Here is a 26,543-nt window from a genome sequence, read left to right as displayed (position 1 = left end):
CTTCGCGTATGTCGTAGACACCACCAGTCATCCACTCGGTTCAAACTGGCTCAGCGAATTCCAATCTCAATAGCGAGAACAATTCCCGTCGTCGAGAAATCATCAGGCTTGTTCCTTGCAATAAGGTTCAAGCGATTGCCCAGTCTTTTTGCCACCATGGCGTACACTGCGCCCTCACCTATTTGGCAGGACAGCCCGATGCAAAACGAACACTTCATTCCGGGCAAAGATGCCTCCCTCGAATACTCCATCACCTCGATGCAGGCCAAACTTGCCGCTCTTGGCTTCGATGTCGAGGAATGCTCCTGGCTCAACCCGGTCGATAGCGTGTGGTCGGTGCATCTCCGCAACCGCGCCTGCCACCTGATGTTCACCAACGGCAAGGGGGCCACCAAGCTGGCAGCCCATGCCAGCGCACTCGGCGAGTTTTTCGAGCGCCTGTCCTGCAACTATTTCTGGAACCACTATTTCCTCGGCGAGCAGGTCGCCAACCGTCCGTCGGCACATTACCCGCGCGAACGCTGGTTTGCGCTGACCGATGCCGCCTGGCCGGCCGAATTGCTGACCCCGGAACTGCAGGCTTTCTACAACCCGGAAGGCAGCATTCCGGCGGAAACGCTGATCGACATGAATTCGGGCAATTTCGAGCGCGGCATTTGCGCCATCCCCTACCTTCGTCTGCGCGATACGGCCGAGGTTTTCTTCCCGGTCAATATCATCAGCAACCTCTATGTCAGCAATGGCATGTCGGCTGGCAACACCCGGCTCGAGGCACGCGCCCAGGCGCTGTCGGAAATTCTCGAACGCCACGTCAAGTTCAAGGTGATCGCCGAAGGCCTTTGCCTGCCCGACGTGCCGGAAGACGTGATTGCCCGTTACCCCGGCATCGCCGCCGGCATTGCCGGGCTGCGCGCCGCCGGCTTCGGCATCCTGGTCAAGGATGCTTCGCTCGGCGGGCAATACCCGGTGATGTGCGTGACCATGCTCAATCCGCACGACCAGGGCGTGTTCGCCAGTTTCGGCGCCCACCCGCGCTTCGAGATCGCGCTCGAACGGGCCTTGACCGAATTGCTCCAGGGCCGGGCGCTCGAAGCGCTGGGTGGTTTCCCGCCCCCCGGTTTCGATCTCGACGAAATTGCCAGCGCCCCGAATATCGAAATCCATTTTGTGGACTCCAGCGGCATCATCAGCTGGGAGTTCCTCGGCGATACGCCGGACTTCGAATTCAGCGACTGGAATTTCAATGATCTGGAAAACGGCAGCACCGCCGACGACTACGCCTGGCTGTGCGAGCGTATCCACGCCAACGGTCACGACATCTACGTCGCCGATTTCGAGCATCTTGGCGTCTACGCCTGCCGCATCCTGGTTCCCGGCATGTCGGAGATCTACCCGATCGACGACCTCGAATGGGAAAACAACAGCAACGGCGCCATCGTCCGCCCGGCCATCCTCAACCTGGCAGAGCTCGACGATGACCAGTGCAGCCAGCTGCTCGACGTACTGAACGAACTGAACATCGCCGACGAACGCCCGGTCGCCGCCCTGATCGGCCTGGCACCTGACCCCGGCTCGCTGTGGGTCGACCTGCGCGTCGGCGAACTGAAGACCATGCTCGCCCTGGCTGCCGGCGAGATGGAGGCCGTCCGCGAAGGCTGCGAATGGGTACGCCAGTTCGAACAGCTCGATGCCAGCCGCCGCCGCACCTACCGCTGCATCGAAGCCCTGCTCGCAATGGAAAACCCGGACACCTACGAAGCAGCCCTGGTCGGCCTCTATGGCGACGAAACCCTGGATCTGGCGACCGACCTGATCGACGGCGAGGTGCGCTTCTTCGGCCTCAAGTCGCCGGGCCTGGACCTCGATGGCTGCGAGCTGCACCAGCAGTTATTGAAGGAATACGACAAGGCCCATCGGCTCGCCGCCTGACAACGGGCCGGCATCAAGCGGGGGCGGTGCGCCCCGTTCCCCGGTCGCCGGAAGTGAGGCTGGTGCCGACCTCTACCGTTGTGGCACTAGGCGGGAACTGATTCGGCCTGCGCCACAGCCTCCTGGCGAGCCGGCTGCCGGCGCGGGATTTCCAGGCGGAAGCTGCTGCCCCGGCCGGGTTCGCTCGCCACCTCGAGCGTGCCATGGTGCTTCTGGACAATGCTGTAGGCCAGCGAGAGGCCGAGCCCGGTCCCCTGGCCGACCGGCTTGGTGGTGAAGAACGGGTCAAAGATGCGTTTTTGAACCTCCAGCGGAATGCCCTTGCCGGTATCCGCAATCTCGATCCAGACCCGCTCGTCGGCCACCCCGGTACGGATGGTAATCGTGCCGTGCCCGTCGATTGCCTGGGCCGCATTGACCAGCAGGTTCATGAATACCTGGTTCATTTGTGACCCGAGACATTCGACCAGCGGGATGCCACCGTATTCCTTGACGATATCGGCCTTGTATTTGATTTCGTTCCAGACGATGTTCAGGGTGCTGTCCAGTCCCTGCTCAAGGTTGGCCATGGCCCAGTCCATGTTGTCGATCCGGGAAAAATCCTTGAGGTCCTGGACGATTTTTTTCACCCGCTCGATACCGTCGTGCGATTCCCTGAGCAGACAGTGGAGATCCTTGCTCAGGAAGGCGAGGTCGGCTCGCGCCTTCAGCGATTCGATGTCGGCCCGCAGTTCGGGCTGAGCGTCGAGCAGATGGTCGGCCTTGCCGTAGGCCTCGACGATGGCCAACAGATCGTCGGCATACTCTTCGAGAGTGCCCAGATTGGAGCTGACAAAACCGATCGGATTATTGATCTCATGGGCGACCCCGGCAGCCAACTGGCCGATGGAGGCCATCTTTTCCGATTGCAGCAACTGATTCTGGGCCGCTTCCAGCTGCTGGTTCAAGCCCTGGACGCGCTCGAGGTTTTCCTGCAGTTCCTTTTCGCTGCGTTTGCGTTCGCTGATATCGCGGACGATGCCGACGCTCGACCAAGCGCCGTGCAGCCAGATCGCCGATAGCGACAATTCGATGGGAAATTCGCTGCCGTCCTGACGGACAGCGATCAGCTCCATGGCTCTGCCCACGGCGGAACCTTGGCCAGTCTGTGCAAAGTGCAAGTAGCCACGGCGAAAATCAGCGTGGAAGCGCTGCGGTGCGATAAGGGCATGCAGATCGCGGCCGACCGCCTCTTCCCGGCGATAGCCGAATATTTGCTCGGCCGCCGGATTCCAGAAGGAGATGTTGGCCACCGCATCCATCATGATGATTGCATCCTGCGCGACGCTAGCGATGCCGCGGAAGCGTTCTTCGCTGTCAAGGACTGCCTGCTCTGCCAGCTTGCGCTCGCGCAACTCGGCATCCAGCTTCAGATTCGTTTCACGCAGACTGGCCGTGCGGCTCGACACTTCTTCCTCGAGGCGCTCCTGATGCTTGAGCAAGGCCTGGTCACGGGCCTGGATATGGTCCAGCATGTCGTTGAAATTGCTGGCCAGTTCGGATATTTCATCGGGCCCGGCGGCCGCGACCCGTTGCTCGAAGCCGGCCTTGCCGCTGGCGATGCCGCGCATCGCACCCATCGTGGTCTGCAATGGGCGGGTGATGCTGCGCGCGATCAGGCTGGCCAGCAGCAGCAGCACCGCACTCGTCCCGAGCAACAGCAACAGATTCTGGCCGGCCCGCGCCTTGACTGCGGCATCGATGTCATCGATGTAAATGCCGGAGCCGATGATCCAGCCCCAGGCGGGCAGCTTCTTGACATAGGAGAGCTTGGGAAACTTCTCTTCGCTGTAGGCCCCACCCGGCAGCGTCCGCGGCCAGAGGTAGGTGACATAGCCATCCCCGGTTTGCGCCACCACCTCGGCGAAGGCTTGCAAAATGTTTTTCCTGCCATCAGTGGCAACAAAGGGGCCATCGGTGCCGCTGCGCAGGCCGGTGGCACTGTTGAACCTCGGCTCGACCAGGGATTGACCGTCGAACGCCGGCACGATCGGGTGCATGATCATCCGTGGCGGAGTCTTGTCATCGTTGAGCCAGAAATAGTCGTCGCCGTTATAGCGCATGCCCTTGATCGTGGCCATCGCCGCCGTCTGGGCGGCATCCCGGCTCAGGCTGCCGTCCTGTTCGAGCTTAAGATAATGCGCCAGCACCCCATAGCCGCTGTCCACGACTTGCCGGATGGCGGATTCTTTTTCCTGGTGCAGTGTTTCGCGCAGTAACACGACATCAAGCGCACCGCCCAGCACCGTGCTGCCGATGAAAATGAGTACGATGCCCCAGATCCGGTTACGGACGCTCAGGCGATTGAGTAGCGCAAACATGATGTTCTGTTCCACGAAGCAGCGGCCGGGGGATGCGAAAAGCCCCCCTGGAATGCGGATCATGCCGTGCGAATAACACGGCCCCACTATCACTAAAGTAGTATCCGCTTATGCCTGGCTACCTGCAACAGGGTGGCAGAAAACCGAGCGAACCCGGTGCTCGGGCGTCAAGCCCGAAGCCGGGGTTATGGGTGCTTTTCCAACTGCTGGCTGGAACATTTGTCGAGGCACATGTCATCTTGCGCGATGTGTCGCTCGAACCAGTACTCGACGTAACGCAATGTGCCAAACACATCGCCGCGGCCCTCGACCACCTCGCTGAAAGCCTTGCCGACGAGCTCCAGCATTTCGCGATGGGCTTGGGCATGGGCAGCGAAATCGAGGCCAGCTTCCTCGGCCAGGCGCTCTTCGGTAGCGTAGTGTTCCTGTAAGGCGGCCAGCAAGCCGTCGGTTTCCTCGATCGGCAGACAACCGTCGCGCAGGCAGAGCCCTTTCAGGACCACCAGCTGTCTGAACATTGCGTCATGCTGGGCGTCGACCTCGGCAACGCCAATTAGCAGCGGGCCGGGAAGAAAATGGTGCGCTCCGTCGTTCATCGTTCCCCTCTCGAATCGGTCATTGGGCTTGGCGTCGATCTGCTCAGTGACGAACGATGACTTCTTCGAGAATGCCGTCCAAGGCACGCTCGTTGAATGGCTTGAAAAGAAATTCGTTGAAGCCGGCCATCCGCATGTGAGCGACGGTAGCCGGATCGTCATGCGCGGTATAGGCAACGATCGGCAGTTCGATCAGTCCCAGTTCATGGCGAATGATGTGGCACAGCTCGATGCCCGACATGCGGGGCATCACGATATCCAGCATGAGCAGATCGAGTGGTGCTCCGCTGTCCGCGAGGCGTTGCAGTGCGCCTTCGGCGCTGTTGTATTCAGTCACCGCGAAGCCGCGCTGCTTCAGCAAACTGGCCAGCAACATGCGCATCAGCGCGCTGTCGTCGACAATCAGCGCCTGGTGGATCGGGTGTATGTTCGCTTGGTGGTTCAACACGGTGGACTCCTTTCCGCTGCCGGCTTTGGGCAAGCACTGACGAAAGGCGGCAAGAATTTCCTGTTGAGTTTATGTCATATTTTTACTTTAATTCATCATATAAGATGAATTTGATATTTTCAACGACATTTTATCAGTCGAACTTCCCGCCCGCGATCGACTCCAATTCTCTGCACATATCAGGAGACCGTCATCATGGAACGTCCGGTACATAACATGAGCCACCTGTTCGCCCAGCTCGGCCAGGCCAACGACGAAGCGGCCATCGCCCGCTTTATCGAATCCCATCGCCCGCTGGCCAACAGCGTGCAACTGTCCGAAGCGCCGTTCTGGACACCATCGCAGGCCGCTTTCCTGCGCGAATCAATCCTCCTGGATGCCGACTGGGCGGAAGTCACCGACGAACTGAACGTCAAACTGCACGCCCGACACTAATTTGGCCATGCCGCCATGACGCGTCAGGAGAAGGACTCCTTCGGCACTATCGAGGTCGCCTCCGAGCGCTTGTGGGGCGCGCAAACGCAGCGCTCACTGGAACATTTCGCCATTTCCACCGAGCGCATGCCGGAAGAGTTGATCCACGCCCTGGCCGAGGTAAAACTGGCCGGCGCCCGGGTCAACCTCGAACTCAGTCTGCTGCCCGGCGACAAGGCTGGCGCCATCATTGCGGCAGCGGAAGAGATTGTCGAAGGCAAGCACCCCGACCAATTTCCGCTCTCGGTCTGGCAAACCGGTTCCGGCACGCAGACCAACATGAACCTCAACGAGGTGCTAGCCAACCGCGCCTCGGAACTGCTCGGCGGCAAGCGCGGCAGCACCCGCCTGGTGCACCCGAACGACGAGGTCAATCTCGGCCAGTCCTCGAACGACATCTTCCCCACCGCCATCCATCTCGCCGCCGGCGTCGGCATCGCCCGCCGCCTGCTGCCGGCCGTCGCCCTGCTGCGGGCTTCATTCGAGGACAAGGCGGCGGCCTTCGCCGAGATCATCAAGATCGGCCGCACCCATTTGCAGGATGCCACGCCGCTATCGCTCGGCCAGGAATTCTCCGGTTACGCCGCCCAGCTCAAGCACGCCGAATCCGTCATCTCGGCCAGCCTGCCTTCACTCTACCCGCTGGCGGTCGGCGGCACGGCGGTCGGCACCGGCCTGAACACCCACCCAGAATTCGGCAGCCGTGTCGCGGCCGAGCTGGCCTCGCGTACCGCCCTCGCCTTCTTCAGCGCCAGCAACAAGTTTGCGGCGCTGGCTGCCAACGACGGACTGGTCGCCGCCCATGGCGCCCTGAAAACCCTGGCCGTCGCCCTCATGAAGATCGCCAACGACATCCGCTGGCTGGCCTCCGGGCCACGCTCCGGCCTCGGCGAGATCAGCATCCCGGAAAACGAACCGGGCAGTTCGATCATGCCCGGCAAGGTCAACCCGACCCAGTGCGAGGCGCTGACCATGCTCTGCTGCCAGGTCATGGGCAACGACGTGGCGATCGGCATCGCTGGCGCCTCAGGCAATTTCGAGCTGAATGTATTCAAGCCGGTGATCGCCCACAACCTGCTGCAAAGCATCCGCCTGCTAACCGACGGCATGCTTGGTTTCGAGCGCCACTGCGTGCGCGGCATCAGCGCCAACCGCGAACGCATCGCCGAACTGATGGAACGCTCGCTGATGCTGGTCACCGCGCTGACGCCCCACATCGGCTACGACAAAGCGGCGGAAATCGCCAAGCAGGCCCAGCACGACAACACCACGCTACGCGCGGCGGCGCTCCACCTGGGCTACGTCAGTGCTGCCGAGTACGAGCAGTGGGTCGTCCCGGCAGCGATGGTCCATCCGGACCGCTAAAACCGATCAGCGGGCGGCGATCACGCCGCAGGCTATACGCTTGCCGGAATTGCCGGCCGGCTGGGACTTGTAGTCGTCGGGATCGGCATGAATCACGACACTGCGCCCAAGCACGCCGTTCGGACCGCTTAGGCTCAGGCCGCTGACTTCGGCGCTGTAACGGGCTTCGCCCTGGGCATTGGCGACCAGGTTGGGCATGTCGCCGCCATGATGGTCGGCACTGCCGTAATGGCCGTGCATCTTGCCGGCCGGGTTGAAGTGGCCTTTGGCGCTGGTCGCATCCGGCGCGCTGCAATCCCCCGCCTCGTGTACATGGAAACCGTGCTCGCCCGGCGTCAGCCCAGCCACTGTCGCCTCGATCCGCAGCTTGCCGGCGGCTTCACTGAACACCACGTTGCCCGACACCGCGCTGCCGGAGCGAGCGGCCAGAGCGGCGCTGGCCGACGGCCCGCTGGTGCTGGTGGCGCAGGCGCCAAGCGCGGCGATGGAAAGGACGGACAGGGCATAGGTAACTTGGCGGTTCATCTTCTTCTCCTTATGGGTTGAAATGACAGAGTGCTACTGCCTCATTGATGACCGGCGCATGCGAAAAACGTTCCCTTTCTCGAATCAGCCTTATATAACCAAACACACTAACAAGATGCGCACTTGTTCTTAAACGAATATTAAGGCCTTGCTACAATGGCAACCATTCCACATCCATCCTTGGATCTCCCCGCAATGACCCAAACGACTCAAGGCGCCACACTCAGCCACCTCGACTGGCTCGAAGCTGAAGCCATCCACATCATGCGCGAAGTGGCCGGCCAGTGTTCCAACCCGGTACTGCTCTTCTCCGGCGGCAAGGACTCGATCTGCATGCTGCGCCTGGCCGAAAAGGCTTTCCGCCCGGGCAAGTTCCCTTTCCCGCTGATGCACATCGACACCGGCCACAATTACCAGGAAGTCGTCGCTTTCCGCGACAAGCGCGCCGCCGAACTGGGCGAGCGGTTGATTGTGCGTTCGGTCGAAGATTCGATGAAGCGCGGCACCGTCGTCTTGAAGCACGAAGGCGAATCGCGCAATAAGCACCAGTCGGTGACCCTGCTCGAAGCCATCGAGGAATTCGGTTTCGACGCCTGCATCGGCGGCGCCCGCCGCGACGAGGAAAAGGCCAGAGCCAAGGAACGCATCTTCAGCTTCCGCGACGAGTTCGGCCAGTGGGATCCGAAGAACCAGCGCCCGGAACTGTGGAGCCTGTACAACGCCCGCAGCCACAAGGGCGAGAACATCCGCGCCTTCCCGATCTCGAACTGGACCGAAATGGACGTCTGGCAATACATCGAGCGCGAAAGCCTGGAACTGCCAAGCATCTATTTCGCTCACAAGCGTCCGGTCGTCATGCGCCAGGGTTCCATCGTGCCCGTCAACGTACCGCTGGTCGGCGGCGGCATTGCCAACCCCTCCAAGGATGGTGAAGAAATCATCGACCTGCAGGTGCGTTTCCGCACCGTCGGCGACATTTCCTGCACGGCCCCGGTCGAATCGGATGCGGACGACGTCAGCAAGATCGTTTTCGAAACCGCCACCACCACCATCACCGAGCGCGGCGCTACCCGTCTGGACGACCAGACCAGCGACGCCTCCATGGAACAACGCAAGAAAGAGGGTTACTTCTGATGACCGCCCAAGTTGAAGATCACGGCCTGCTGCGCTTTCTGACCTGCGGCAGCGTCGATGACGGCAAGAGCACCCTGATCGGGCGCCTGCTGTTCGACACCAAGACCATCCTCGCCGACACCCTGTCGGCCATCGCCAAGACTTCCGAAAAGCGCGGCATGGGCGCGGTTGACCTGTCGCTGCTCACCGACGGCCTGCAAGCCGAGCGCGAGCAAGGCATCACCATCGACGTCGCCTACCGCTATTTCAGCACCGGGACGCGCAAGTACATCATCGCCGACGCGCCGGGCCACGAGCAGTACACCCGCAACATGGTGACCGCCGCGTCCACCGCCAACCTGGCCATCATCCTGATCGATGCGCGCAAGGGTGTGCTGACCCAGACTCGCCGCCATTCCAAGCTCGCCTCGCTGGTCGGCATCCCGCACCTGATCGTCGCCATCAACAAGATGGACCTCGCCGATTACTCGCAGGAAACCTACGAGCGAATCAAGGGTGAATACCTCGAATTTGCTGCCAAAGTAGGGATTGAAGACATCCGCTTCATCCCCCTCTCGGCGCTCAATGGCGACATGATTGTGGACCGTGGCGACAACCTGAACTGGTACGAAGGCCCGACCCTGCTCGAGATGCTCGAAGTCGCCCCGGCCGCCCACACCGAACACACCGAGAAATTCCGCTTCCCGGTCCAGTACGTCTGCCGCCCGCAGGATTCGGCCAATCCAGAGCTGCACGACTACCGCGGCTTCATGGGCCGTGTCGAAGCCGGTTCGATCAAGGTCGGCGACGCCGTCACCGTCTTGCCCTCCGGCCGCGAGTCGACCGTGAAGGCCGTGCAACTCGGCGGCGTGGATATCGGCGAAGCCTTCTGCGAACAATCCATCACCCTGCTGCTGGCCGACGAAATCGACACCTCGCGCGGCGACATGATCGTCAAATCCAGCGAAGTCCCGGCGGCGGTCAAGCAGATCGAAGCCACCGTCTGCTGGATGGCCGAAGCCCCGATGGACCGCGCCCGCACCTACCTGATCCGCCACACGACGCGCGACTCGAAAGCCAAGCTGGCCGCCATCGACCATCGCCTCGACGTCAACACGCTGGAAAAAGTCCCGGCCGAAAAGCTGGCGATGAACGACATCGCGCAAGTCACCTTCAAGCTGGCCCAGCCGCTGTTCGCCGACCCCTACCTGGAAAACCGCGGCACCGGCGCTTTCATCATCATCGACGAAAGCAACAACAATACGGTCGGGGCGGGAATGATTCTCTGACCACCCCGCTACATCGGGACACAGCAAATGACGCCCCGTACTGGGGCGTCATTCGTTTCCAGCGCTTCATTTGGGCCAATTCACGGCTACCATAGCGGGAACCGGCGTTAGCGCCAGTTTGGCATGACTGCCGCTGCTCCGAAATCAAACAAGAGACCCTGAATGCGCGTTTTGATCGTTGATGACAATGCCTCGATGCGAATCATGTTGGCGACCCTGCTCGCCGATCGCGGCCATACAGTGGTTGGCGCCCTGGCCGAGGGCAGCGGTGTAATGGAGGCGGTCAGGAACCTGTCACCGGATATCGTCTGTCTCGACTACCAGTTGCCGGGGCGCGACGGCCTGGACATCCTCAACGAAATCAACACCGCCCGGCCGGAAATCGACGTCCTGTTCATGACCGCGTCGGAAGAGGAAAGTATCGAGCAACGGGCGGCCGATGCGGGGGCCGCCGGCTTCCTGCGCAAACCTTTCGGCCAGAAACAGGTGATCGACGAGGTGCAACAGGTAGTCAGCACCCGGCAGCAAGCCAACGCGGCCAACCAGCAAAGCGCCGTCAGGCAGGCTCCGGCACCGCAAACGGGAGGGGCGACGCCGCGCAAGCGCCCAAGCGCCGTCATCGTTGACGACAATGGCTCGATTCGCCTGCTGCTCAAAGGGCTGCTCACCGAACTCGGCCTAAATATCGTCGGTCAGGCGAGCAACGGCGAGGAAGCCGTCAAGGCCGCCCAGAACCATCAACCGGCGGTCCTCTTTCTCGACGTCAATATGCCGGGCCTATCAGGCCTCGACGCCCTGCCCCGGATTCGTGAAGCCAGCCCGCAGACGGCGGTAGTCATGGTCACTGGTAGCGCCTCGCGAGAACTGGTCGAAAAAGCCGCCGGCCTGGGCGCCCGGGGCTATGTCGTCAAACCGATTCGCCCGGCCTATCTCGAAGCCTTCGTGAAAAAGCTGTTCAATCAATAAGGACTGAGCCGATGACCCTGATGATTGACTTTCCGTTCCCCGGCGTCGAGCCTTGGGTGGAACATTTCAAGGAAGTCGAAATCCCTGTATTGCGCCACACCGCCAATCAGCTGGCGGAGTTGCGCGATGACGCCGAACGGATCAATACCCGGCAATTGGCGGCAATCATCGAGAACGATCCGCTGATGACACTGCGTCTCTTCCGCTATATGGCGGAGCGTCGTTCGAGCCGCAGCTCTGCCGAGCTGACGACGGTGGAACGGGCATTGATGATGATCGGCACCCAGAAGTTCTATGCCGACTTCCATGATCTGCCGATCATCGAGCAACAGCTCAAGGGTTACCCGAAAGCCATGCTTGGTCTGCTGAAAGTCATGGCTCGCTCGCGGCAGGCCGCGCTCTGGGCACGTGACTGGGCAGTGCTGCGCCAGAATCCGGCCTTCGAAGAAATCACACTGGCGGCACTGCTGCACGATTTTGCCGAAATCCTGATGTGGTGCTTTGCCCCAGCGCTTGCGACCCGCACCAAGGAGCGGCAGGCGTCGGCACCGCATTTGCGCTCGGCCAGCGTGCAGAACGAGGAATACGGCGTGGTCCTCGACGAGCTCTCGGTGGAACTCAGCACCCTGTGGGGACTCCCCCACCTTCTGGTGACGCTGATGGACCCGGAAAATGCAAACTCCCCCAATGTGAAGAACGTCAAACTGGCGGTCGATCTTGCCCGCCACACGGCGGTCGGCTGGAACAATCCCGCCCTGGCGGACGACTACCGGGAAATCGAGACGTTGCTGCACCAGGGACACAGCAATTTTCTCGAACGTATCGGGGCCCCCGCCGAACTCGTCACCGCCGCCCGCCAGGCCGAAGATACCGGGAACTCATTGGCCCCTTGAATCCCCCGGCTATTGCGCCGATCATCATGACGATGAGGGCTACTACCCTAATCTTGATGACGGAGATTTCCCGGAGCTTCCCATGACTCGCTTTCTGGGCTTGCTGATCGCACTGCTCGCCTTGCCCGTGCAGGCCGACATCTACAAGTGCCGCCTGGCCAACGGGCGCACCGAGATTTCAAATGCTCCCTGCCCGGCCGGTAGCGGCACGCTCACCGTCCGCCCCGACGATCCGGTATCCGAACAAAGCCGGCAGCAAGCCGAGCGCGATGTCGAGCGCATGCGGAGCTTTGTCGAAAAGCGCGAGGCAACGCAGCGTACGGAAGAGGCGGCCGAACGCCAGCGGCAATCCAGCGAACGCCAGAGCGCAGCCCAGCAACGCGTTTACCAGTCAGGCAGCATGAGTGAATGCCTGCGCGAACTCGAACTGAACCCGGTCGAACCGGCCCGCCTGAATCGCCCCGGTTTCCGTGGAGGCCGGTTGGTTTAAGTCAGGCCACGATGGCGGCCTGATCGGCGAGTTGCCTGTAGTAGTTTGCCTCAGCTTCTGCGGGGGGGATATAGCCAATCGGTTCAAGCAGCCTGTGGTGGTTAAACCAAGACACCCATTCCAGAGTTGCCAGCTCCACGGATTCCCTGGTTTTCCAAGGGGCGCGCCGGTGGATCATCTCCGCCTTGTACAAGCCATTAATCGTCTCGGCTAGCGCGTTGTCGTAGCTGTCGCCCTTGCTGCCGACTGATGGCTCAATCCCGGCTTCGGCCAGTCGCTCGCTGTAGCGGATCGAGACGTACTGCGAGCCCCTGTCCGAGTGGTGGATCAAGGCCTCGTCGGGACTCGGCTGACGGGCGTACAGCGCCTGTTCCAGCGCATCGAGCACGAAGTCCGTATGCATGGAACTGCTCACTCGCCAACCCACGATACGGCGGGCAAAAACGTCGATGACAAAAGCCACATATAACCAGCCTTGCCAGGTCGAGACATAGGTGAAGTCCGAGACCCACAACTGATTGGGACGGTCGGCCTTGAACTGTCGATTGACCCGATCCAGCGGGCAAGCCGCTTTGCTGTCGCTGATCGTGGTGCGCACCACCTTGCCGCGCATGACTCCGCGCAAACCTTGACGCCGCATGAGTCGCTCGACCGTACAACGGGCCACCGCGATGCCTTCGCGGTTCAGTTGCCGCCAGACCTTGTCGGCACCATAGACCTGCAGGTTGGCCTGCCAGACGCGCTTGATCTCGGGCACTAACACCTCGTCACGCCGCACTCTCTGACTGCGCTGTTCAGGATTGCGCCGCCGAGCGACATGACGCCGGTAGCCCGACGGGCAATCTGCAATTGCCTGCAGATCGGCTCGACCCCGAAGGCAGCACGATGCTCGTCGACGAAAGACCTCAAGACTTGAATCGGCGGTCGAGCTCCGCCTGGGCGAAAAACGCGCTGGCAAGCTTGAGGATCTCGTTGGCTTTGCGCAGCTCTTTGACCTCGCGCTCCAGTTCCTTGACACGCTTCTGGTCCGCCGTGGTCGGCCCTTCGCGCTGGCCGGCATCTCGTTCGTGCTGACGCACCCAGGTCAGCAGCGTCTGCGGCGTGCAACCGATCTTGACCGCAATGGATTCAACGGCTGACCACAGCGACGGATGATCGGCACGGCTTTCGGCAACCATGCGCACGGCGCGCTCACGAAATTCGGGGGAGAACTTAACTGACTTCTTCATGGCTCTATCTTCTCAAGAGTTAGAGCCTCCACCAAACCCGGGGCGATTCAGCCAGGCCGAACTGGAAGCCATTTGCCGCGCCAAGGCGAAAAGCGAGCCGACGCTGGTCCCGGTGCCAGTCTATGGCGGACCCAACGTCATGCCTTACCCGCGCGCCCCCCACCACCATCCCGAGCCGAAACCGAAACCCAAGCCCGGAAAACCCTGCCCGCGCGACGACAAGTTCTGCGTTCGCTGACCGGAGGTAGCGCCTCAGACCTCGTCGGCCGGCGGCGCCACTTTGATGATTTCCTCGAGCGAGGTCGCGCCTTGCGCGACTTTCAGGGCGCCCGAAATGCGCAATGGGCGCATCCCTTCGCGATAAGCCTGTTCGCGCAGCTTGGCAATTTCGATCTGCGGCTTGATCAGCCGGCGCACCTCGACGGAGTTGAGCAATAACTCGTAGATGCCGACACGCCCGGAATAGCCGGTCATCCGGCATTCCAGACAGCCCACCGGCTGGAATATTTGCGCCGGCTCGCCCGATTTCCAGGGGGCAACCAGTCCCCGCCAGGCAGCCCGTTGCTCATCAGTGGTTTGCACTGGTTTCTTGCAGTGCGGACAGAGCGTACGCACCAGGCGCTGGGCCATGACGCCGAGCAGTGTCGAGTTGATCAGGTAGGCCGGCACGCCGAGATCGAGCAGGCGGGTAATCGCCGACGGCGCATCGTTGGTGTGCAGCGTCGACAACACGAGATGCCCGGTCAGCGCTGCCTGGATGGCCATTTCGGCGGTTTCCAGATCGCGGATTTCGCCGATCATCACGATGTCCGGATCTTGCCGCATCAGGGCCCTCACGCCATCGGCGAAGCCCATGTCGATGCTGTGCTGGACCTGCATCTGGTTGAAGGCGGACTCGACCATTTCGATGGGATCTTCGATGGTGCAGACATTGACCTCCGGCGTCGCCAGCTGCTTCAGCGTCGTATAGAGCGTCGTGGTCTTGCCCGAGCCAGTCGGACCGGTGACCAGGATGATGCCGTTGGGCGAAGCGGTCATCTGTTTCCAGCGCAGCTGATCGTCCTCGGAAAAGCCCAGTGAACGGAAATCGCGAACCAGCACCTCGGGGTCGAAAATCCGCATCACCAGCTTTTCGCCAAAGGCGGTCGGTAAGGTCGATAAACGAAGTTCGACCTCCTGCCCGGCCGGGGTCCGCGTCTTGATCCGCCCATCCTGGGGCCGCCGCTTCTCGATGACGTCCATCCGTCCGAGCAGCTTGATGCGGCTGGTCATCGCGTTCATCACTGTCATCGGGATCTGGTACACCTGATGCAGCACGCCATCGATCCGGAAACGCACGATGCCGAGATCCCGCCGTGGTTCGATGTGAATATCGGAGGCCCGCTGGTCGAAGGCGTATTGCCATAGCCAATCGACGATATGGACGATGTGCTGATCGTTCGCATCGAACTGCCGGTTGCCCTTGCCGAGTTCGACCAGTTGCTCGAAGCTGGAGAGGCCGGCGGTGGTTTCGCCACGCGCCGCAGCTTTCTTGACCGACTTGGCGAGGTTGAAAAATTCGACCAGATAGCGTCCGACATCATCCGGATTGGCCATCACCCGGCGAATTTCCTTGCGCAGGATGGGCCGCAGTTCCTCCACCCATTCCCGGATGTAGGGCTCGGCCGTCGCAATAACCACTTCACGCGTCGTGACCTGGACGGGCAGGATGCCGAAGCGCGCGGCGTAGGCGCTCGACATGACTTCGGCGACGCCGGTGAAATCGATTTTCAGGGGATCGATATGCAGGTACTCAAGCCCGCTCCGTCCGGCCAGCCATTCCGTCAAGACCTCGAGGCTGAGCAATTTGACTGGGGGACGCGAAGTACGCCATTTCTGGTCAGCAATCACGATCAGCGGATGAATCTTGCCACCGTGCAAGCGTCGCTCGTTCTTCAGCGCATCTGCAGTTTCCTGCACAACCAGGCCATCCTCCACCATCATCTGCAGCACTTCGGAGAGGGCCAGGCGGTGTTCGCTTATGTTCTTGTCGTTCATGCGAGGCAATATAGCATGTGCTTCGTAACGCTTTGTAACCGGGGGGCTTGCTGCTTGCATTCCTTTACAAATGAGACCGGCACCTGGATTCGCGGCGCCTAGAATCAAATCGAACCCACTCACAAGGAGCACAACATGAAAACCCGCCTGATGATGATCGCCAGTACATTGCTGGCTTCCCTGCTCTGCCTGCCGGCTCTGGCACAGCCCGGCCCGGGAATGGGAGGAATGGATGGAAGGAACGGGATGGGCTCGGGCATGGGCATGGGACAAAAGGCCGGCCCGGGCGCCAGAGCGCCGCGCGATTGCGCTCAGGCACTCAATCCCTCTGCCTGCACAGCGCATCGCGAAGCCCGAGCCAAAGCCATGGCAGCCTGCCAGGGCAAAATGGGTCCGGAGCGCCGGCACTGCATGCAGGAACAGCGCCAGAATTTCGACTGCACCAAATCCGCCAATCCCCAACGCTGTGAGGCCCGCAAGCAGGCCTATTCAGCCTGCAAGGACCAGCCGAGACCAGCCTTCCGGCAATGCATGCAGCAGAAAATGCCGCCGGTCGATTGCAGCGAGGCTCCCAATGCGCAACGTTGCGATATCCACCAGAAGGCACGTGACGCCTGCAAGGACAAGCTCGGCCCGGAACACAGAGCCTGCCTGCATGAACAGTTCAATGTGGAGTGAATTGCACGACGCTTCTTGCCAGAGCCGCTTGAAGACTGCAAGCGGCTCTTTCGCTTTCAGCGCTGACGCAAGGGGTCGAGCAGCGAACTCAGACCGTTGTGGTCGATCTCCTGCATCAGCGCCAGCAGGCGACCGATCTCCCCTTTCGGAAAACCTTCGCGGGCGAACCAGTTCAGGTAGCGGCCGGGCAAGTCGGCGATCAAACGCCCCTTGTATTTACCGTAGGGCATGCTGCGCGTAAGCAGCAATTGAAGGTCTTCGGGATTCATCCGTAAGCGCCCGGCGAACTCATCTGTGAATTGACGGCTTAGACCGTGAAGATAGTGTCCACTAAAAAAGATGGTGGACACGATCGATGGAAGTTAAGAAGCCGAGCCGCCGCAGGCGGACTCACCCCGAGGAGTTCAAGCAGGCAGTGATTGCTGCCTGTTGTGAGGCCGGCGCTTCAGTTGCCGGCATTGCGTTGGCCAATAGCGTCAATGCGAATCAGGTCCGTCGCTGGATGCGGGAACGGGGCATTGAGCCACCGAGCCGCAGCCTGCCGGCACGGTCGATTTCACCGGCGCGCGGCACAGAACCCGCCTTTGTGCCGGTACCGATGCCACCCATCGTCTCAAGCATCCCCGACATTCGGATCGAAGTTCGGCGTGGCAACACGGCGGTGAAGATTGAATGGCCTGGACAGGCGGCGAGCGATTGCGCCGCCTGGTTGCGAGATTGGCTACGGTGATTCGGGTCGATGCCCTGTGGTTATCGACCACGCCGCTGGATATGCGGGCGGGGACCGAGACGATCCTGGCCCGGGTCGTCTCGATGTTTGGCGAAGCCCGACCCCACCATGCCTATCTGTTTGCCAATCGCCGAGCCAACCGGATGAAAGTGCTGGTCCATGATGGATACGGTATCTGGCTAGCGAACCGTCGGCTCAATCAGGGGCGATTCTGCTGGCGGCACGGCAACAGCAGCGTCGAGCTCAGCCGGCCGCAGTTTGATGCACTCGTCCTCGGTCTGCCATGGGAACGACTGGCTGACGGCGGTGTGATCCGGATTGTTTGACGGTCCACCATTGGGGAAGTCCACGATGGTCAGATCGGGCGGCGGACGGCATCATGCCGGCCATGTCCTTGCCAACCCACCTCGACCAACTCAGCGCTGACGAACTGCGTCGCCTGCTGGTCGAGAAAGACCGCGAGTTGGACTGGCGCCAAGCCAAGATCGACAAACTCACGCATGAACTGGCGATGCACAAGCGCTGGCGCTTCGGGGTCAAGACCGAGCACTGGCCGGTCGAGCAGGCGCAACTATTCGAGGAAACCATCGATGCCGATCTGGCGGCGATGGAAGAAGAACTCGCACAACTGTCGCCGACGCCACCGAAGGCGAAAGGCCAGGCCAAACGCCAGCCGCTGCCGGCGAGTCTGCCGCGTGCCGACATTCATCATGAGCCTGAATCCACGGTCTGCCCTTGCGGCTGCACGATGAAGCGCATCGGCGAGGATGTGGCCGAGAAGCTCGATTACACGCCAGGCGTCTTCAGCGTCGAGCGCCACATTCGTGGCAAGTGGGTCTGCGGGCAGTGCGAAACGCTGATCCAGGCGCCTGTTCCGGCGCACGTTATCGACAAGGGTATTCCGACGACCGGCTTGCTCGCGCAGGTGCTGGTTGCCAAATACCTCGACCATCTGCCGCTCTATCGTCAGGAAGCGATCTTCGGTCGGGCCGGACTGGCCATTCCGCAATCGACACTCGCCCAGTGGGTAGGGAAATGCGGTGTGGCACTCCAGCCCCTGGTCGATGCCCTGAAGGATGAGATGCTCGGGCATCGGGTGCTGCATGCCGATGAAACGCCGGTGGCCATGCTTGATCCGGGGGCTGGCAAGACGCATCGAGCCTACCTCTGGTCCTACAGCATCGGCGCCTTCGAGCCGACCAAGGCGGTGATCTATGACTTTGCTGAAAGCCGTGCCGGCAGGCACGCCCAGGAATTCCTGGGTGACTGGCGCGGCACACTGATTTGCGATGATTACTCAGGCTACAAGGCACTGCTGGCCAATGGGTTGACTGAAGCCGGCTGCATGGCGCATGCCCGGCGCAAGTTCTTCGAGCTACACAGCCAGAAGCAGAGCCTGATCGCCGGCGAGGCACTGGATTGTTTCGGCAAACTCTATGGGGTCGAGCAGGAAGCTGCCGGATTCGACATCGATGAGCGACGACGAATTCGGGAGGCGAAAGCCCGACCGATTGCCGATGAATTGCATGCCTGGTTGACCCGGCAACGACAGGTGGTACCCAATGGCTCGGGGACCGCCAGGGCGATCGACTACAGCCTGAAACGCTGGGTGGCGCTGACGCATTACCTAACGGATGGCCAGGTGCCGATCGATAACAACTGGATCGAGAATCAGATCCGGCCGATCGCGCTCGGCCGCAAGAACTGGTTATTTGCCGGCAGCTTGCGCGCCGGCAAACGCGCCGCCGCGATCATGAGCCTGATCCAATCCGCCAAGCTCAATGGTCACGAGCCTTTGGCTTACCTGAAGGATGTCCTGACCCGCCTGCCGACCCAACCGGCAAGCCGCGTCGGCGACCTGCTGCCGCACCGCTGGCAACCTCAAATCACCGACTGACCTGAGTTCGCCGGGCGCTTACATTCATCCGGACCGATTGTGCCAATAATTTCCGGAAAAAGAAAAACGGGGCTTATCGCCCCGTTCGGTTTCTGCTGTAATCCTGCTTACTTGCCCGACAAAGCCATCATCAGGTCGTTGATGCGCTTGACGAAACCGGCTGGATCATCAAGCTGACCGCCTTCGGCCAGCATGGCCTGCTCGAAGAGCAAGGCGGCCCAGTCGTCGAAACGGTTTTCCTCGTATTTCAGGCGCATCACCGCCGGATGATGCGGGTTGATTTCGAGGATCGGCTTGGTCGCCGGGGCGTTCTGGCCAGCTGCCTTGAGCAGGCGAGCCAGGTTACCGGACGGGTCGTGTTCGTCGGAGACCAGGCAGGACGGCGAATCGGTCAAGCGGTAGGTAACGCGGACATCCTTCACCTTGTCGCCGAGCGCGGTCTTCACCTTTTCCAGAAGCTCCTTGTACTCGTCGGCGGCTTTCTCGGCCTCCTTTTTCTCTTCCTCGTCCTCCAACTTACCGAGGTCGAGACCGCCCTTGGCGACCGATTGCAGATGCTTGCCGTCGAACTCTGTCAGGTGACCAACGACCCACTCGTCGACGCGATCAGAGAGCAGTAGCACTTCAATGCCCTTCTTGCGGAAAATCTCGAGGTGAGGGCTGTTCTTGGCTGCATTAAAGGTGTCGGCGGTGACGAAGTAAATCTTCTCCTGGCCTTCCTTCATGCGGCCAATGTATTCCGCCAGCGAAACATTTTGCTCCGGCGTGTCATTGTGGGTCGAGGCGAAGCGAATCAGCCCGGCGATCTTTTCCTTGTTGGCAAAATCCTCGCCGACGCCTTCCTTGAGCACGGCACCAAAGGCTTCCCAAAACTTGGCGTACTTCTCCTTGTCGTTTTCCGCCAAGTCTTCCAGCATACCGAGCACCTTGCGCGTGCAGCCGCTGCGAATGCCGTCGATATCCTTGCTCTGCTGCAGAATTTCCCGCGACACGTTGAGCGGCAGGTCGGAGGAGTCGACCACCCCGCGCACGAAGCGCATGTAGAGCGGCATCAACTGTTCGGCATCGTCCATGATGAAGACGCGGCGGACGTAGAGCTTGATGCCGTGGCGGGCATTGCGGTCCCACAGGTCGAACGGGGCGCGGGCCGGGATGTAGAGCAACTGGGTGTATTCCTGCTTGCCTTCGACGCGGGCATGGGTCCACGCCAGCGGGTCCTCGAAATCGTGGGCGACGTGCTTGTAGAACTCCTTGTACTGCTCGTCGGTGATGTCCGACTTGCTGCGCACCCACAGGGCGTTGGCCTGGTTGACCGTCTCGTCCTCGTCAGTGGCGACCTGCTCGCCCTTCTCCTGGTTCCATTCTTCCTTCTTCATCACGATCGGCAGCGTGATGTGGTCGGAGTACTTGCGAATAATCGATTTCAGCTTCCAGGCACTGAGGAATTCATCCTCGCCGTCGCGCAGGTGCAGCGTGACATCGGTGCCGCGCGTCGCCTTCTCAACCATCTCGACGGTGTAATCGCCTTCGCCGCCGGACTCCCAGCAGACCGCTTGGTTGGCCTCGACGCCAGCCCGGCGAGAAACCACGGTCACCTTATTGGCAATGATGAATGAGGAATAAAAGCCGACGCCGAACTGACCGATCAGATGGGCGTCCTTGGCCTGGTCGCCGGTCAGCGCCGAGAAAAATTCCTTGGTACCGGACTTGGCAATAGTGCCGAGATGCTCGACCGCCTCATCGCGCGACAAGCCGATGCCGTTATCGGAAATGGTGATGGTACGGGCGTCTTTGTCGAAAGCGATACGAATCTTCAGATCCGAATCGTCGCCATACAGCGCGCTATTGTTCAGCGCTTCGAAACGCAGCTTGTCGCAGGCGTCGGAGGCGTTGGATACCAGTTCCCGGAGGAAGATCTCCTTGTTGCTGTACAAGGAGTGAATCATCAATTGCAACAGTTGCTTTACTTCAGCCTGGAACCCCAGGGTTTCGCGATTTGTGGTTGCGGACTCGGACATGCTTGAAACTCCCAATGAAGCATTAAGAACGTGAATTGGGAGATGGGGGCTGCGCGACCGATTTCAAGAGCCATGGCAGCGATCAAATTTTTCGTTGTAGACGCAGAAACCCCCTTCAGCTGGTGCTGAAGGGGGTTTGGATGGGGAGTCTGGCGGTGACCTACTTTCGCGAGCGGAAGCTCACTATCATTGGCGCTCAACTGTTTCACGGTCCTGTTCGGGAAGGGAAGGGGTGGTACCAGAAGGCTATGTCCGCCAGACGTAACTTGTATGTTTGTCGCGAGTAACCGCGCCAAACGCAAAACGGGGATAGAAGGTTGTTTGTTGTGACTGCGATTATGAGTTTGCAGTGTATTACAAGGTTATAGGATCAAGCCGTACGGGCAATTAGTATCAGTTAGCTTAACGCATTACTGCGCTTCCACACCTGACCTATCAACGTCGTGGTCTTCGACGACCCTTTAAGGAGTTCAAGACTCCGGGAAATCTCATCTTAAGGCGAGTTTCACGCTTAGATGCTTTCAGCGTTTATCTCTTCCGAACATAGCTACCCGGCGATACGACTGGCGTCATAACCGGTACACCAGAGGTTCGTCCACTCCGGTCCTCTCGTACTAGGAGCAGCCCCCTTCAAATTTCCAGCGCCCACGGCAGATAGGGACCAAACTGTCTCACGACGTTTTAAACCCAGCTCACGTACCTCTTTAAATGGCGAACAGCCATACCCTTGGGACCGGCTACAGCCCCAGGATGAGATGAGCCGACATCGAGGTGCCAAACACCGCCGTCGATATGAACTCTTGGGCGGTATCAGCCTGTTATCCCCAGAGTACCTTTTATCCGTTGAGCGATGGCCCTTCCATACAGAACCACCGGATCACTATGACCTGCTTTCGCACCTGCTCGACTTGTGGGTCTCGCAGTCAAGCACGCTTTTGCCATTGCACTTTATGGACGATGTCCGACCGTCCTAAGCGTACCTTCGTACTCCTCCGTTACCTTTTGGGAGGAGACCGCCCCAGTCAAACTGCCCACCATGCACGGTCCCCGATCCGGATTCACGGATCAAGGTTAGAACCTCAAATAAATCAGGGTGGTATTTCAAGGTTGGCTCCACCGAAACTAGCGTCCCGGTTTCACAGCCTCCCACCTATCCTACACAGACCGATTCAAAGTCCAATGCAAAGCTACAGTAAAGGTTCATGGGGTCTTTCCGTCTTGCCGCGGGGAGATTGCATCTTCACAAACATTTCAACTTCGCTGAGTCTCAGGAGGAGACAGTGTGGCCATCGTTACGCCATTCGTGCAGGTCGGAACTTACCCGACAAGGAATTTCGCTACCTTAGGACCGTTATAGTTACGGCCGCCGTTTACCGGGGCTTCGATCAAGAGCTTGCACCCCATCAATTAACCTTCCGGCACCGGGCAGGCGTCACACCCTATACGTCCACTTTCGTGTTTGCAGAGTGCTGTGTTTTTATTAAACAGTCGCAGCCACCATTTCACTGCAACCCCATCGGCCTTCGAGCGCGAGGCTCTACAACCTACCGGGGCACACCTTCTCCCGAAGTTACGGTGTTAATTTGCCGAGTTCCTTCTCCTGAGTTCTCTCAAGCGCCTTAGAATTTTCATCCTGCCCACCTGTGTCGGTTTGCGGTACGGTCAATTCTAGACTGAAGCTTAGTGGCTTTTCCTGGAAGCTTGGTATCAATCACTTCAGCACCGTAGTGCCTCGTCATCACGCCTCAGCTTAGCCCCCCGGATTTGCCTAAGGGGCACGCCTACACGCTTAAACCACCTATTCCAACAGATGGCTGACCTAACCTTCTCCGTCCCCACATCGCATCTAGAATCGGTACAGGAATATTGACCTGTTTCCCATCGACTACGCATTTCTGCCTCGCCTTAGGGGCCGACTCACCCTACGCCGATGAACGTTGCGTAGGAAACCTTGGGCTTTCGGCGAGGGAGCTTTTCACTCCCTTTATCGCTACTCATGTCAGCATTCGCACTTCTGATATCTCCAGCATCCTTTACAAGACACCTTCACAGACCTACAGAACGCTCCCCTACCATATCCTTACGGATATCCGCAGCTTCGGTGCACAGTTTGAGCCCCGTTACATCTTCCGCGCAGGACGACTCGACTAGTGAGCTATTACGCTTTCTTTAAAGGATGGCTGCTTCTAAGCCAACTTCCTAGCTGTCTATGCCTTCCCACTTCGTTTCCCACTTAACTGTGTCTTGGGGACCTTAGCTGGCGGTCTGGGTTGTTTCCCTCTTGACAATGGACGTTAGCACCCACTGTCTGTCTCCCATGCTCGCACTTTGCGGTATTCAGAGTTTGCCATGGTTTGGTAAGTCGCGATGACCCCCTAGCCATAACAGTGCTTTACCCCCGCAAGTGATACATGAGGCACTACCTAAATAGTTTTCGGGGAGAACCAGCTATTTCCGGATTTGTTTAGCCTTTCACCCCTATCCACAGCTCATCCCCTAATTTTTCAACATTAGTGGGTTCGGACCTCCAGTACCTGTTACGGCACCTTCATCCTGGCCATGGATAGATCATCCGGTTTCGGGTCTACGCCGTGCTACTAAACGCCCTTATCAGACTCGCTTTCGCTACGCCTCCCCTATTCGGTTAAGCTCGCAACACAACGTAAGTCGCTGACCCATTATACAAAAGGTACGCAGTCACCGAACAAGTCGGCTCCCACTGTTTGTATGCATGCGGTTTCAGGATCTATTTCACTCCCCTCCCGGGGTTCTTTTCGCCTTTCCCTCACGGTACTAGTTCACTATCGGTCGATCACGAGTATTTAGCCTTGGAGGATGGTCCCCCCATGTTCAGACAAGGTTTCACGTGCCCCGCCCTACTTTTCGCTAACTTAGTACCACAGAGTCGTTTTCATGTACGGGGCTATCACCCACTACGGCCGGACTTTCCATTCCGTTCCATTAACGTCTCCGCTATCACTAGCAGGCTGCTCCCCGTTCGCTCGCCACTACTTGGGGAATCTCGGTTGATTTATTTTCCTCCGGCTACTTAGATGTTTCAGTTCACCGGGTTCGCCTCCCACACCTATGTATTCAGTGTGGGATACTCATTGCTGAGTGGGTTTCCCCATTCGGACATCGGGGGATCAAAGCTTCATTGCCAGCTCCCCCCCGCTTTTCGCAGGCTTGCACGTCCTTCATCGCCTGTGATCGCCAAGGCATCCACCACATGCACTTAGTCGCTTGATCCTATAACCTTGTACTCTCCTAAGAGAGTGGCTACAGGCAAACTCATATTTGTGCTGTCTCATTCCGGCAAAGAAATGAAGACAGATGCAATCACAACGTGTTGCCAACGCCTCATCAGCGCTGCAACACAACCTTCTTCCGTTTTGTTAAAGAGCGTAGCAATTGATTCCTCAAAAGCTAAAGATAAACAATCAGCTTATCTTTAGATTCTGGTGGAGGATAACGGGATCGAACCGTTGACCCCCTGCTTGCAAAGCAGGTGCTCTCCCAGCTGAGCTAATCCCCCGTTTGTGACGTGGTGGGTCTGGTTGGAATCGAACCAACGACCCCCGCCTTATCAAGACGGTGCTCTAACCGACTGAGCTACAGACCCTCGTCTGTTTGCTACTCTTTGAACAACCGATAGGTTGTGGGTGCCAGAGATGCTTTCTCTAGAAAGGAGGTGATCCAGCCGCAGGTTCCCCTACGGCTACCTTGTTACGACTTCACCCCAGTCACGAACCCCGCCGTGGTAAGCGCCCCCCTTGCGGTTAGGCTACCTACTTCTGGCGGAACCCGCTCCCATGGTGTGACGGGCGGTGTGTACAAGACCCGGGAACGTATTCACCGCGACATGCTGATCCGCGATTACTAGCGATTCCGACTTCACGCAGGCGAGTTGCAGCCTACGATCCGGACTACGATCGGCTTTCTGGGATTGGCTCCACCTCGCGGCTTGGCAACCCTCTGTACCGACCATTGTATGACGTGTGAAGCCCTACCCATAAGGGCCATGAGGACTTGACGTCATCCCCACCTTCCTCCGGTTTGTCACCGGCAGTCTCGTTAAAGTGCCCAACTAAATGATGGCAATTAACGACAAGGGTTGCGCTCGTTGCGGGACTTAACCCAACATCTCACGACACGAGCTGACGACAGCCATGCAGCACCTGTGTTCCAGTTCCCTTTCGGGCACACCCAAATCTCTTCAGGCTCCTGGACATGTCAAGGGTAGGTAAGGTTTTTCGCGTTGCATCGAATTAATCCACATCATCCACCGCTTGTGCGGGTCCCCGTCAATTCCTTTGAGTTTTAACCTTGCGGCCGTACTCCCCAGGCGGTCAACTTCACGCGTTAGCTCCGGTACTAAAAGGTTTTACCCTCCCAACACCTAGTTGACATCGTTTAGGGCGTGGACTACCAGGGTATCTAATCCTGTTTGCTACCCACGCTTTCGTGCATGAGCGTCAGTATCGACCCAGGGGGCTGCCTTCGCCATTGGTGTTCCTCCACATCTCTACGCATTTCACTGCTACACGTGGAATTCCACCCCCCTCTGCCGTACTCTAGCCTTCCAGTCACAAGCGCAGTTCCCAGGTTGAGCCCGGGGATTTCACGCCTGTCTTAAAAAACCGCCTGCGCACGCTTTACGCCCAGTAATTCCGATTAACGCTCGCACCCTACGTATTACCGCGGCTGCTGGCACGTAGTTAGCCGGTGCTTCTTATGCCGGTACCGTCATCCGCACAGGGTATTAACCCATGCGATTTCTTCCCGGCCGAAAGAGCTTTACAACCCGAAGGCCTTCTTCACTCACGCGGCATGGCTGGATCAGGGTTGCCCCCATTGTCCAAAATTCCCCACTGCTGCCTCCCGTAGGAGTCTGGACCGTGTCTCAGTTCCAGTGTGGCGGATCATCCTCTCAGACCCGCTACAGATCGTCGCCTTGGTGAGCCTTTACCTCACCAACTAGCTAATCTGATATCGGCCGCTCAATCAGCGCAAGGTCTTGCGATCCCCTGCTTTCCTGCTCACAGAATATGCGGTATTAGCGTAACTTTCGCTACGTTATCCCCCACTGAAAGGTACGTTCCGATACATTACTCACCCGTTCGCCACTCGCCGGCACCCGAAGGTCCGCTGCCGTTCGACTTGCATGTGTAAGGCATGCCGCCAGCGTTCAATCTGAGCCAGGATCAAACTCTTCAGTTCAATCCAACTAATACTCACAATTCACTGACGGTAGAATTTAACTTCTACCTCGATGGATCTCTCCATCCGTGTGATTGCCTTTAATACTTTTTTGCGATTTGCATCGCTAGCATCAAGGCACCCACACCTATCGGTTGTTCAAATTGTTAAAGATCACTCGCCGCGCCGTCTCGTTAAATCCGTCAGCAGCAGAGAAGCGAGATTATGAATCACTTCCAACATCTCGTCAAGCTTTTACACCCAACTTCTTCTCTTTTCTTCCTCTCCCCCAACCGCCGGAAAACCC

Annotated in this window: 19 protein-coding genes, 2 tRNA genes, 3 rRNA genes, 1 pseudogene and 1 other annotated feature; of the genes and pseudogenes, 12 read left to right on the top strand and 13 right to left on the bottom strand. The window is 59.2% G+C overall.

Annotation, left to right across the window (positions count from 1 at the left end):
- Nucleotides 1-198 precede the first annotated feature (198 nt).
- Entirely contained in the window at nucleotides 199-1,929 is a 1,731-nt protein-coding gene (gene ycaO / locus NQE15_RS10105) for a 30S ribosomal protein S12 methylthiotransferase accessory factor YcaO (protein WP_265949330.1), read from the top strand.
- A gap of 86 nt (nucleotides 1,930-2,015) precedes the next feature.
- Here ycaO and NQE15_RS10100 read toward each other — a convergent pair whose 3' ends face one another.
- The 3 genes from NQE15_RS10100 to NQE15_RS10090 form a co-directional block, all read right to left on the bottom strand.
- Complete coding sequence (locus NQE15_RS10100) at nucleotides 2,016-4,289, bottom strand: cache domain-containing protein (protein WP_265949327.1); 2,274 nt, start codon at nucleotides 4,287-4,289, stop codon at nucleotides 2,016-2,018.
- Between the two features lie 185 nt (nucleotides 4,290-4,474).
- Nucleotides 4,475-4,885: a bacteriohemerythrin gene (locus NQE15_RS10095; protein ID WP_265949325.1), complete on the bottom strand. Its 411-nt coding sequence runs from the start codon at nucleotides 4,883-4,885 to the stop codon at nucleotides 4,475-4,477.
- Nucleotides 4,886-4,928: 43 nt separating this feature from the next.
- Nucleotides 4,929-5,333 (bottom strand): response regulator, encoded by a 405-nt coding sequence (locus NQE15_RS10090; RefSeq protein WP_265949322.1) that lies wholly within the window; start codon nucleotides 5,331-5,333, stop codon nucleotides 4,929-4,931.
- Nucleotides 5,334-5,528: 195 nt separating this feature from the next.
- Here NQE15_RS10090 and NQE15_RS10085 point away from each other — a divergent pair, with 195 nt between their 5' ends.
- Both NQE15_RS10085 and fumC read left to right on the top strand, forming a co-directional pair.
- Nucleotides 5,529-5,768 (top strand): DUF2789 domain-containing protein, encoded by a 240-nt coding sequence (locus NQE15_RS10085; RefSeq protein WP_265949319.1) that lies wholly within the window; start codon nucleotides 5,529-5,531, stop codon nucleotides 5,766-5,768.
- Nucleotides 5,769-5,783: 15 nt separating this feature from the next.
- Nucleotides 5,784-7,172 carry a class II fumarate hydratase gene (fumC, locus tag NQE15_RS10080; protein ID WP_265949316.1) on the top strand — a complete coding sequence of 463 codons (1,389 nt, stop codon included), beginning with the start codon at nucleotides 5,784-5,786 and terminating at the stop codon, nucleotides 7,170-7,172.
- Nucleotides 7,173-7,178: 6 nt separating this feature from the next.
- On the opposite strand, the gene NQE15_RS10075 is transcribed toward fumC, so the two are convergent.
- Nucleotides 7,179-7,697 (bottom strand): superoxide dismutase family protein, encoded by a 519-nt coding sequence (locus NQE15_RS10075; protein ID WP_265949314.1) that lies wholly within the window; start codon nucleotides 7,695-7,697, stop codon nucleotides 7,179-7,181.
- Nucleotides 7,698-7,892: 195 nt separating this feature from the next.
- On the opposite strand from NQE15_RS10075, the gene cysD reads away from it, so the two are divergent.
- The 5 genes from cysD (at nucleotide 7,893) to NQE15_RS10050 (ending at nucleotide 12,448) form a co-directional block, all read left to right on the top strand.
- The gene (cysD, locus tag NQE15_RS10070; protein WP_265949312.1) at nucleotides 7,893-8,831 is read left to right on the top strand and encodes a sulfate adenylyltransferase subunit CysD; all 939 of its coding nucleotides are present in this window, start codon (nucleotides 7,893-7,895) and stop codon (nucleotides 8,829-8,831) included.
- The gene (locus tag NQE15_RS10065; RefSeq protein ID WP_265949309.1) at nucleotides 8,831-10,099 is read left to right on the top strand and encodes a sulfate adenylyltransferase subunit 1; all 1,269 of its coding nucleotides are present in this window, start codon (nucleotides 8,831-8,833) and stop codon (nucleotides 10,097-10,099) included. The genes cysD and NQE15_RS10065 overlap by 1 nt, the downstream gene beginning before the upstream one ends.
- A 162-nt stretch (nucleotides 10,100-10,261) precedes the next feature.
- The gene (locus NQE15_RS10060; protein WP_265949306.1) at nucleotides 10,262-11,065 is read left to right on the top strand and encodes a response regulator; all 804 of its coding nucleotides are present in this window, start codon (nucleotides 10,262-10,264) and stop codon (nucleotides 11,063-11,065) included.
- An 11-nt stretch (nucleotides 11,066-11,076) separates the two neighbouring features.
- Nucleotides 11,077-11,958, top strand: a complete 882-nt coding sequence (locus NQE15_RS10055; RefSeq protein WP_265949303.1) for an HDOD domain-containing protein — start codon at nucleotides 11,077-11,079, stop codon at nucleotides 11,956-11,958.
- A gap of 82 nt (nucleotides 11,959-12,040) precedes the next feature.
- The gene (locus NQE15_RS10050; RefSeq protein WP_265949300.1) at nucleotides 12,041-12,448 is read left to right on the top strand and encodes a DUF4124 domain-containing protein; all 408 of its coding nucleotides are present in this window, start codon (nucleotides 12,041-12,043) and stop codon (nucleotides 12,446-12,448) included.
- A gap of 1 nt (nucleotide 12,449) precedes the next feature.
- On the opposite strand, the pseudogene NQE15_RS10045 reads toward NQE15_RS10050, so the two are convergent.
- Together NQE15_RS10045 and NQE15_RS10040 are read right to left on the bottom strand one after the other, a co-directional pair.
- Nucleotides 12,450-13,677: pseudogene (locus NQE15_RS10045) on the bottom strand (IS3 family transposase).
- Nucleotides 13,284-13,399, bottom strand: a sequence feature (AL1L pseudoknot). (Overlaps the previous pseudogene by 116 nt.)
- 252 nt (nucleotides 13,678-13,929) lie before the next feature.
- A complete protein-coding gene (locus NQE15_RS10040) occupies nucleotides 13,930-15,714 on the bottom strand; it encodes a GspE/PulE family protein (RefSeq protein ID WP_265949297.1) in 1,785 nt (594 codons plus the stop codon).
- Nucleotides 15,715-15,849: 135 nt separating this feature from the next.
- On the opposite strand from NQE15_RS10040, the gene NQE15_RS10035 reads away from it, so the two are divergent.
- Nucleotides 15,850-16,392 (top strand): hypothetical protein, encoded by a 543-nt coding sequence (locus NQE15_RS10035; protein ID WP_265949294.1) that lies wholly within the window; start codon nucleotides 15,850-15,852, stop codon nucleotides 16,390-16,392.
- 56 nt (nucleotides 16,393-16,448) lie between these two features.
- Here NQE15_RS10035 and NQE15_RS10030 read toward each other — a convergent pair whose 3' ends face one another.
- Nucleotides 16,449-16,661, bottom strand: a complete 213-nt coding sequence (locus tag NQE15_RS10030; protein WP_265949291.1) for a DUF3820 family protein — start codon at nucleotides 16,659-16,661, stop codon at nucleotides 16,449-16,451.
- An 86-nt stretch (nucleotides 16,662-16,747) separates the two neighbouring features.
- Here NQE15_RS10030 and NQE15_RS10025 point away from each other — a divergent pair, with 86 nt between their 5' ends.
- The 3 genes from NQE15_RS10025 (at nucleotide 16,748) to tnpC (ending at nucleotide 19,019) form a co-directional block, all read left to right on the top strand.
- A complete protein-coding gene (locus NQE15_RS10025) occupies nucleotides 16,748-17,122 on the top strand; it encodes a transposase (RefSeq protein ID WP_265942633.1) in 375 nt (124 codons plus the stop codon).
- Complete coding sequence (tnpB, locus tag NQE15_RS10020) at nucleotides 17,065-17,448, top strand: IS66 family insertion sequence element accessory protein TnpB (protein ID WP_265942632.1); 384 nt, start codon at nucleotides 17,065-17,067, stop codon at nucleotides 17,446-17,448. The genes NQE15_RS10025 and tnpB overlap by 58 nt, the downstream gene beginning before the upstream one ends.
- Nucleotides 17,449-17,510: 62 nt before the next feature.
- Nucleotides 17,511-19,019 carry an IS66 family transposase gene (tnpC, locus tag NQE15_RS10015; protein ID WP_265950075.1) on the top strand — a complete coding sequence of 503 codons (1,509 nt, stop codon included), beginning with the start codon at nucleotides 17,511-17,513 and terminating at the stop codon, nucleotides 19,017-19,019.
- Nucleotides 19,020-19,126: 107 nt separating this feature from the next.
- Here the strand turns inward: tnpC and htpG are convergent, their stop codons facing one another.
- From htpG to NQE15_RS09985, 6 genes are all read right to left on the bottom strand, one after another.
- On the bottom strand, nucleotides 19,127-21,037 hold the full coding sequence (gene htpG, locus NQE15_RS10010; RefSeq protein WP_265949289.1) for a molecular chaperone HtpG: 1,911 nt from the start codon (nucleotides 21,035-21,037) through the stop codon (nucleotides 19,127-19,129).
- A gap of 147 nt (nucleotides 21,038-21,184) precedes the next feature.
- A 5S ribosomal RNA gene (gene rrf / locus NQE15_RS10005) occupies nucleotides 21,185-21,297 on the bottom strand.
- Between the two features lie 106 nt (nucleotides 21,298-21,403).
- Nucleotides 21,404-24,286 (bottom strand): 23S ribosomal RNA (locus NQE15_RS10000).
- A 210-nt stretch (nucleotides 24,287-24,496) separates the two neighbouring features.
- Nucleotides 24,497-24,572: transfer RNA gene (locus tag NQE15_RS09995), tRNA-Ala, on the bottom strand.
- A gap of 10 nt (nucleotides 24,573-24,582) precedes the next feature.
- Nucleotides 24,583-24,659 (bottom strand) — tRNA-Ile (locus NQE15_RS09990).
- 62 nt (nucleotides 24,660-24,721) lie between these two features.
- A 16S ribosomal RNA gene (locus tag NQE15_RS09985) occupies nucleotides 24,722-26,257 on the bottom strand.
- The 16S, 23S and 5S rRNA genes sit together here with 2 tRNA genes alongside, the layout of an rRNA operon.
- Between the last annotated feature and the right edge of the window lie 286 nt (nucleotides 26,258-26,543).

This window comes from Dechloromonas sp. A34, assembly GCF_026261605.1.
Classification (GTDB): Bacteria; Pseudomonadota; Gammaproteobacteria; order Burkholderiales; family Rhodocyclaceae; genus Azonexus.
Note: the sequence above shows the minus strand (reverse complement) of the source record. Positions and strands in the feature narration are given on the sequence as shown.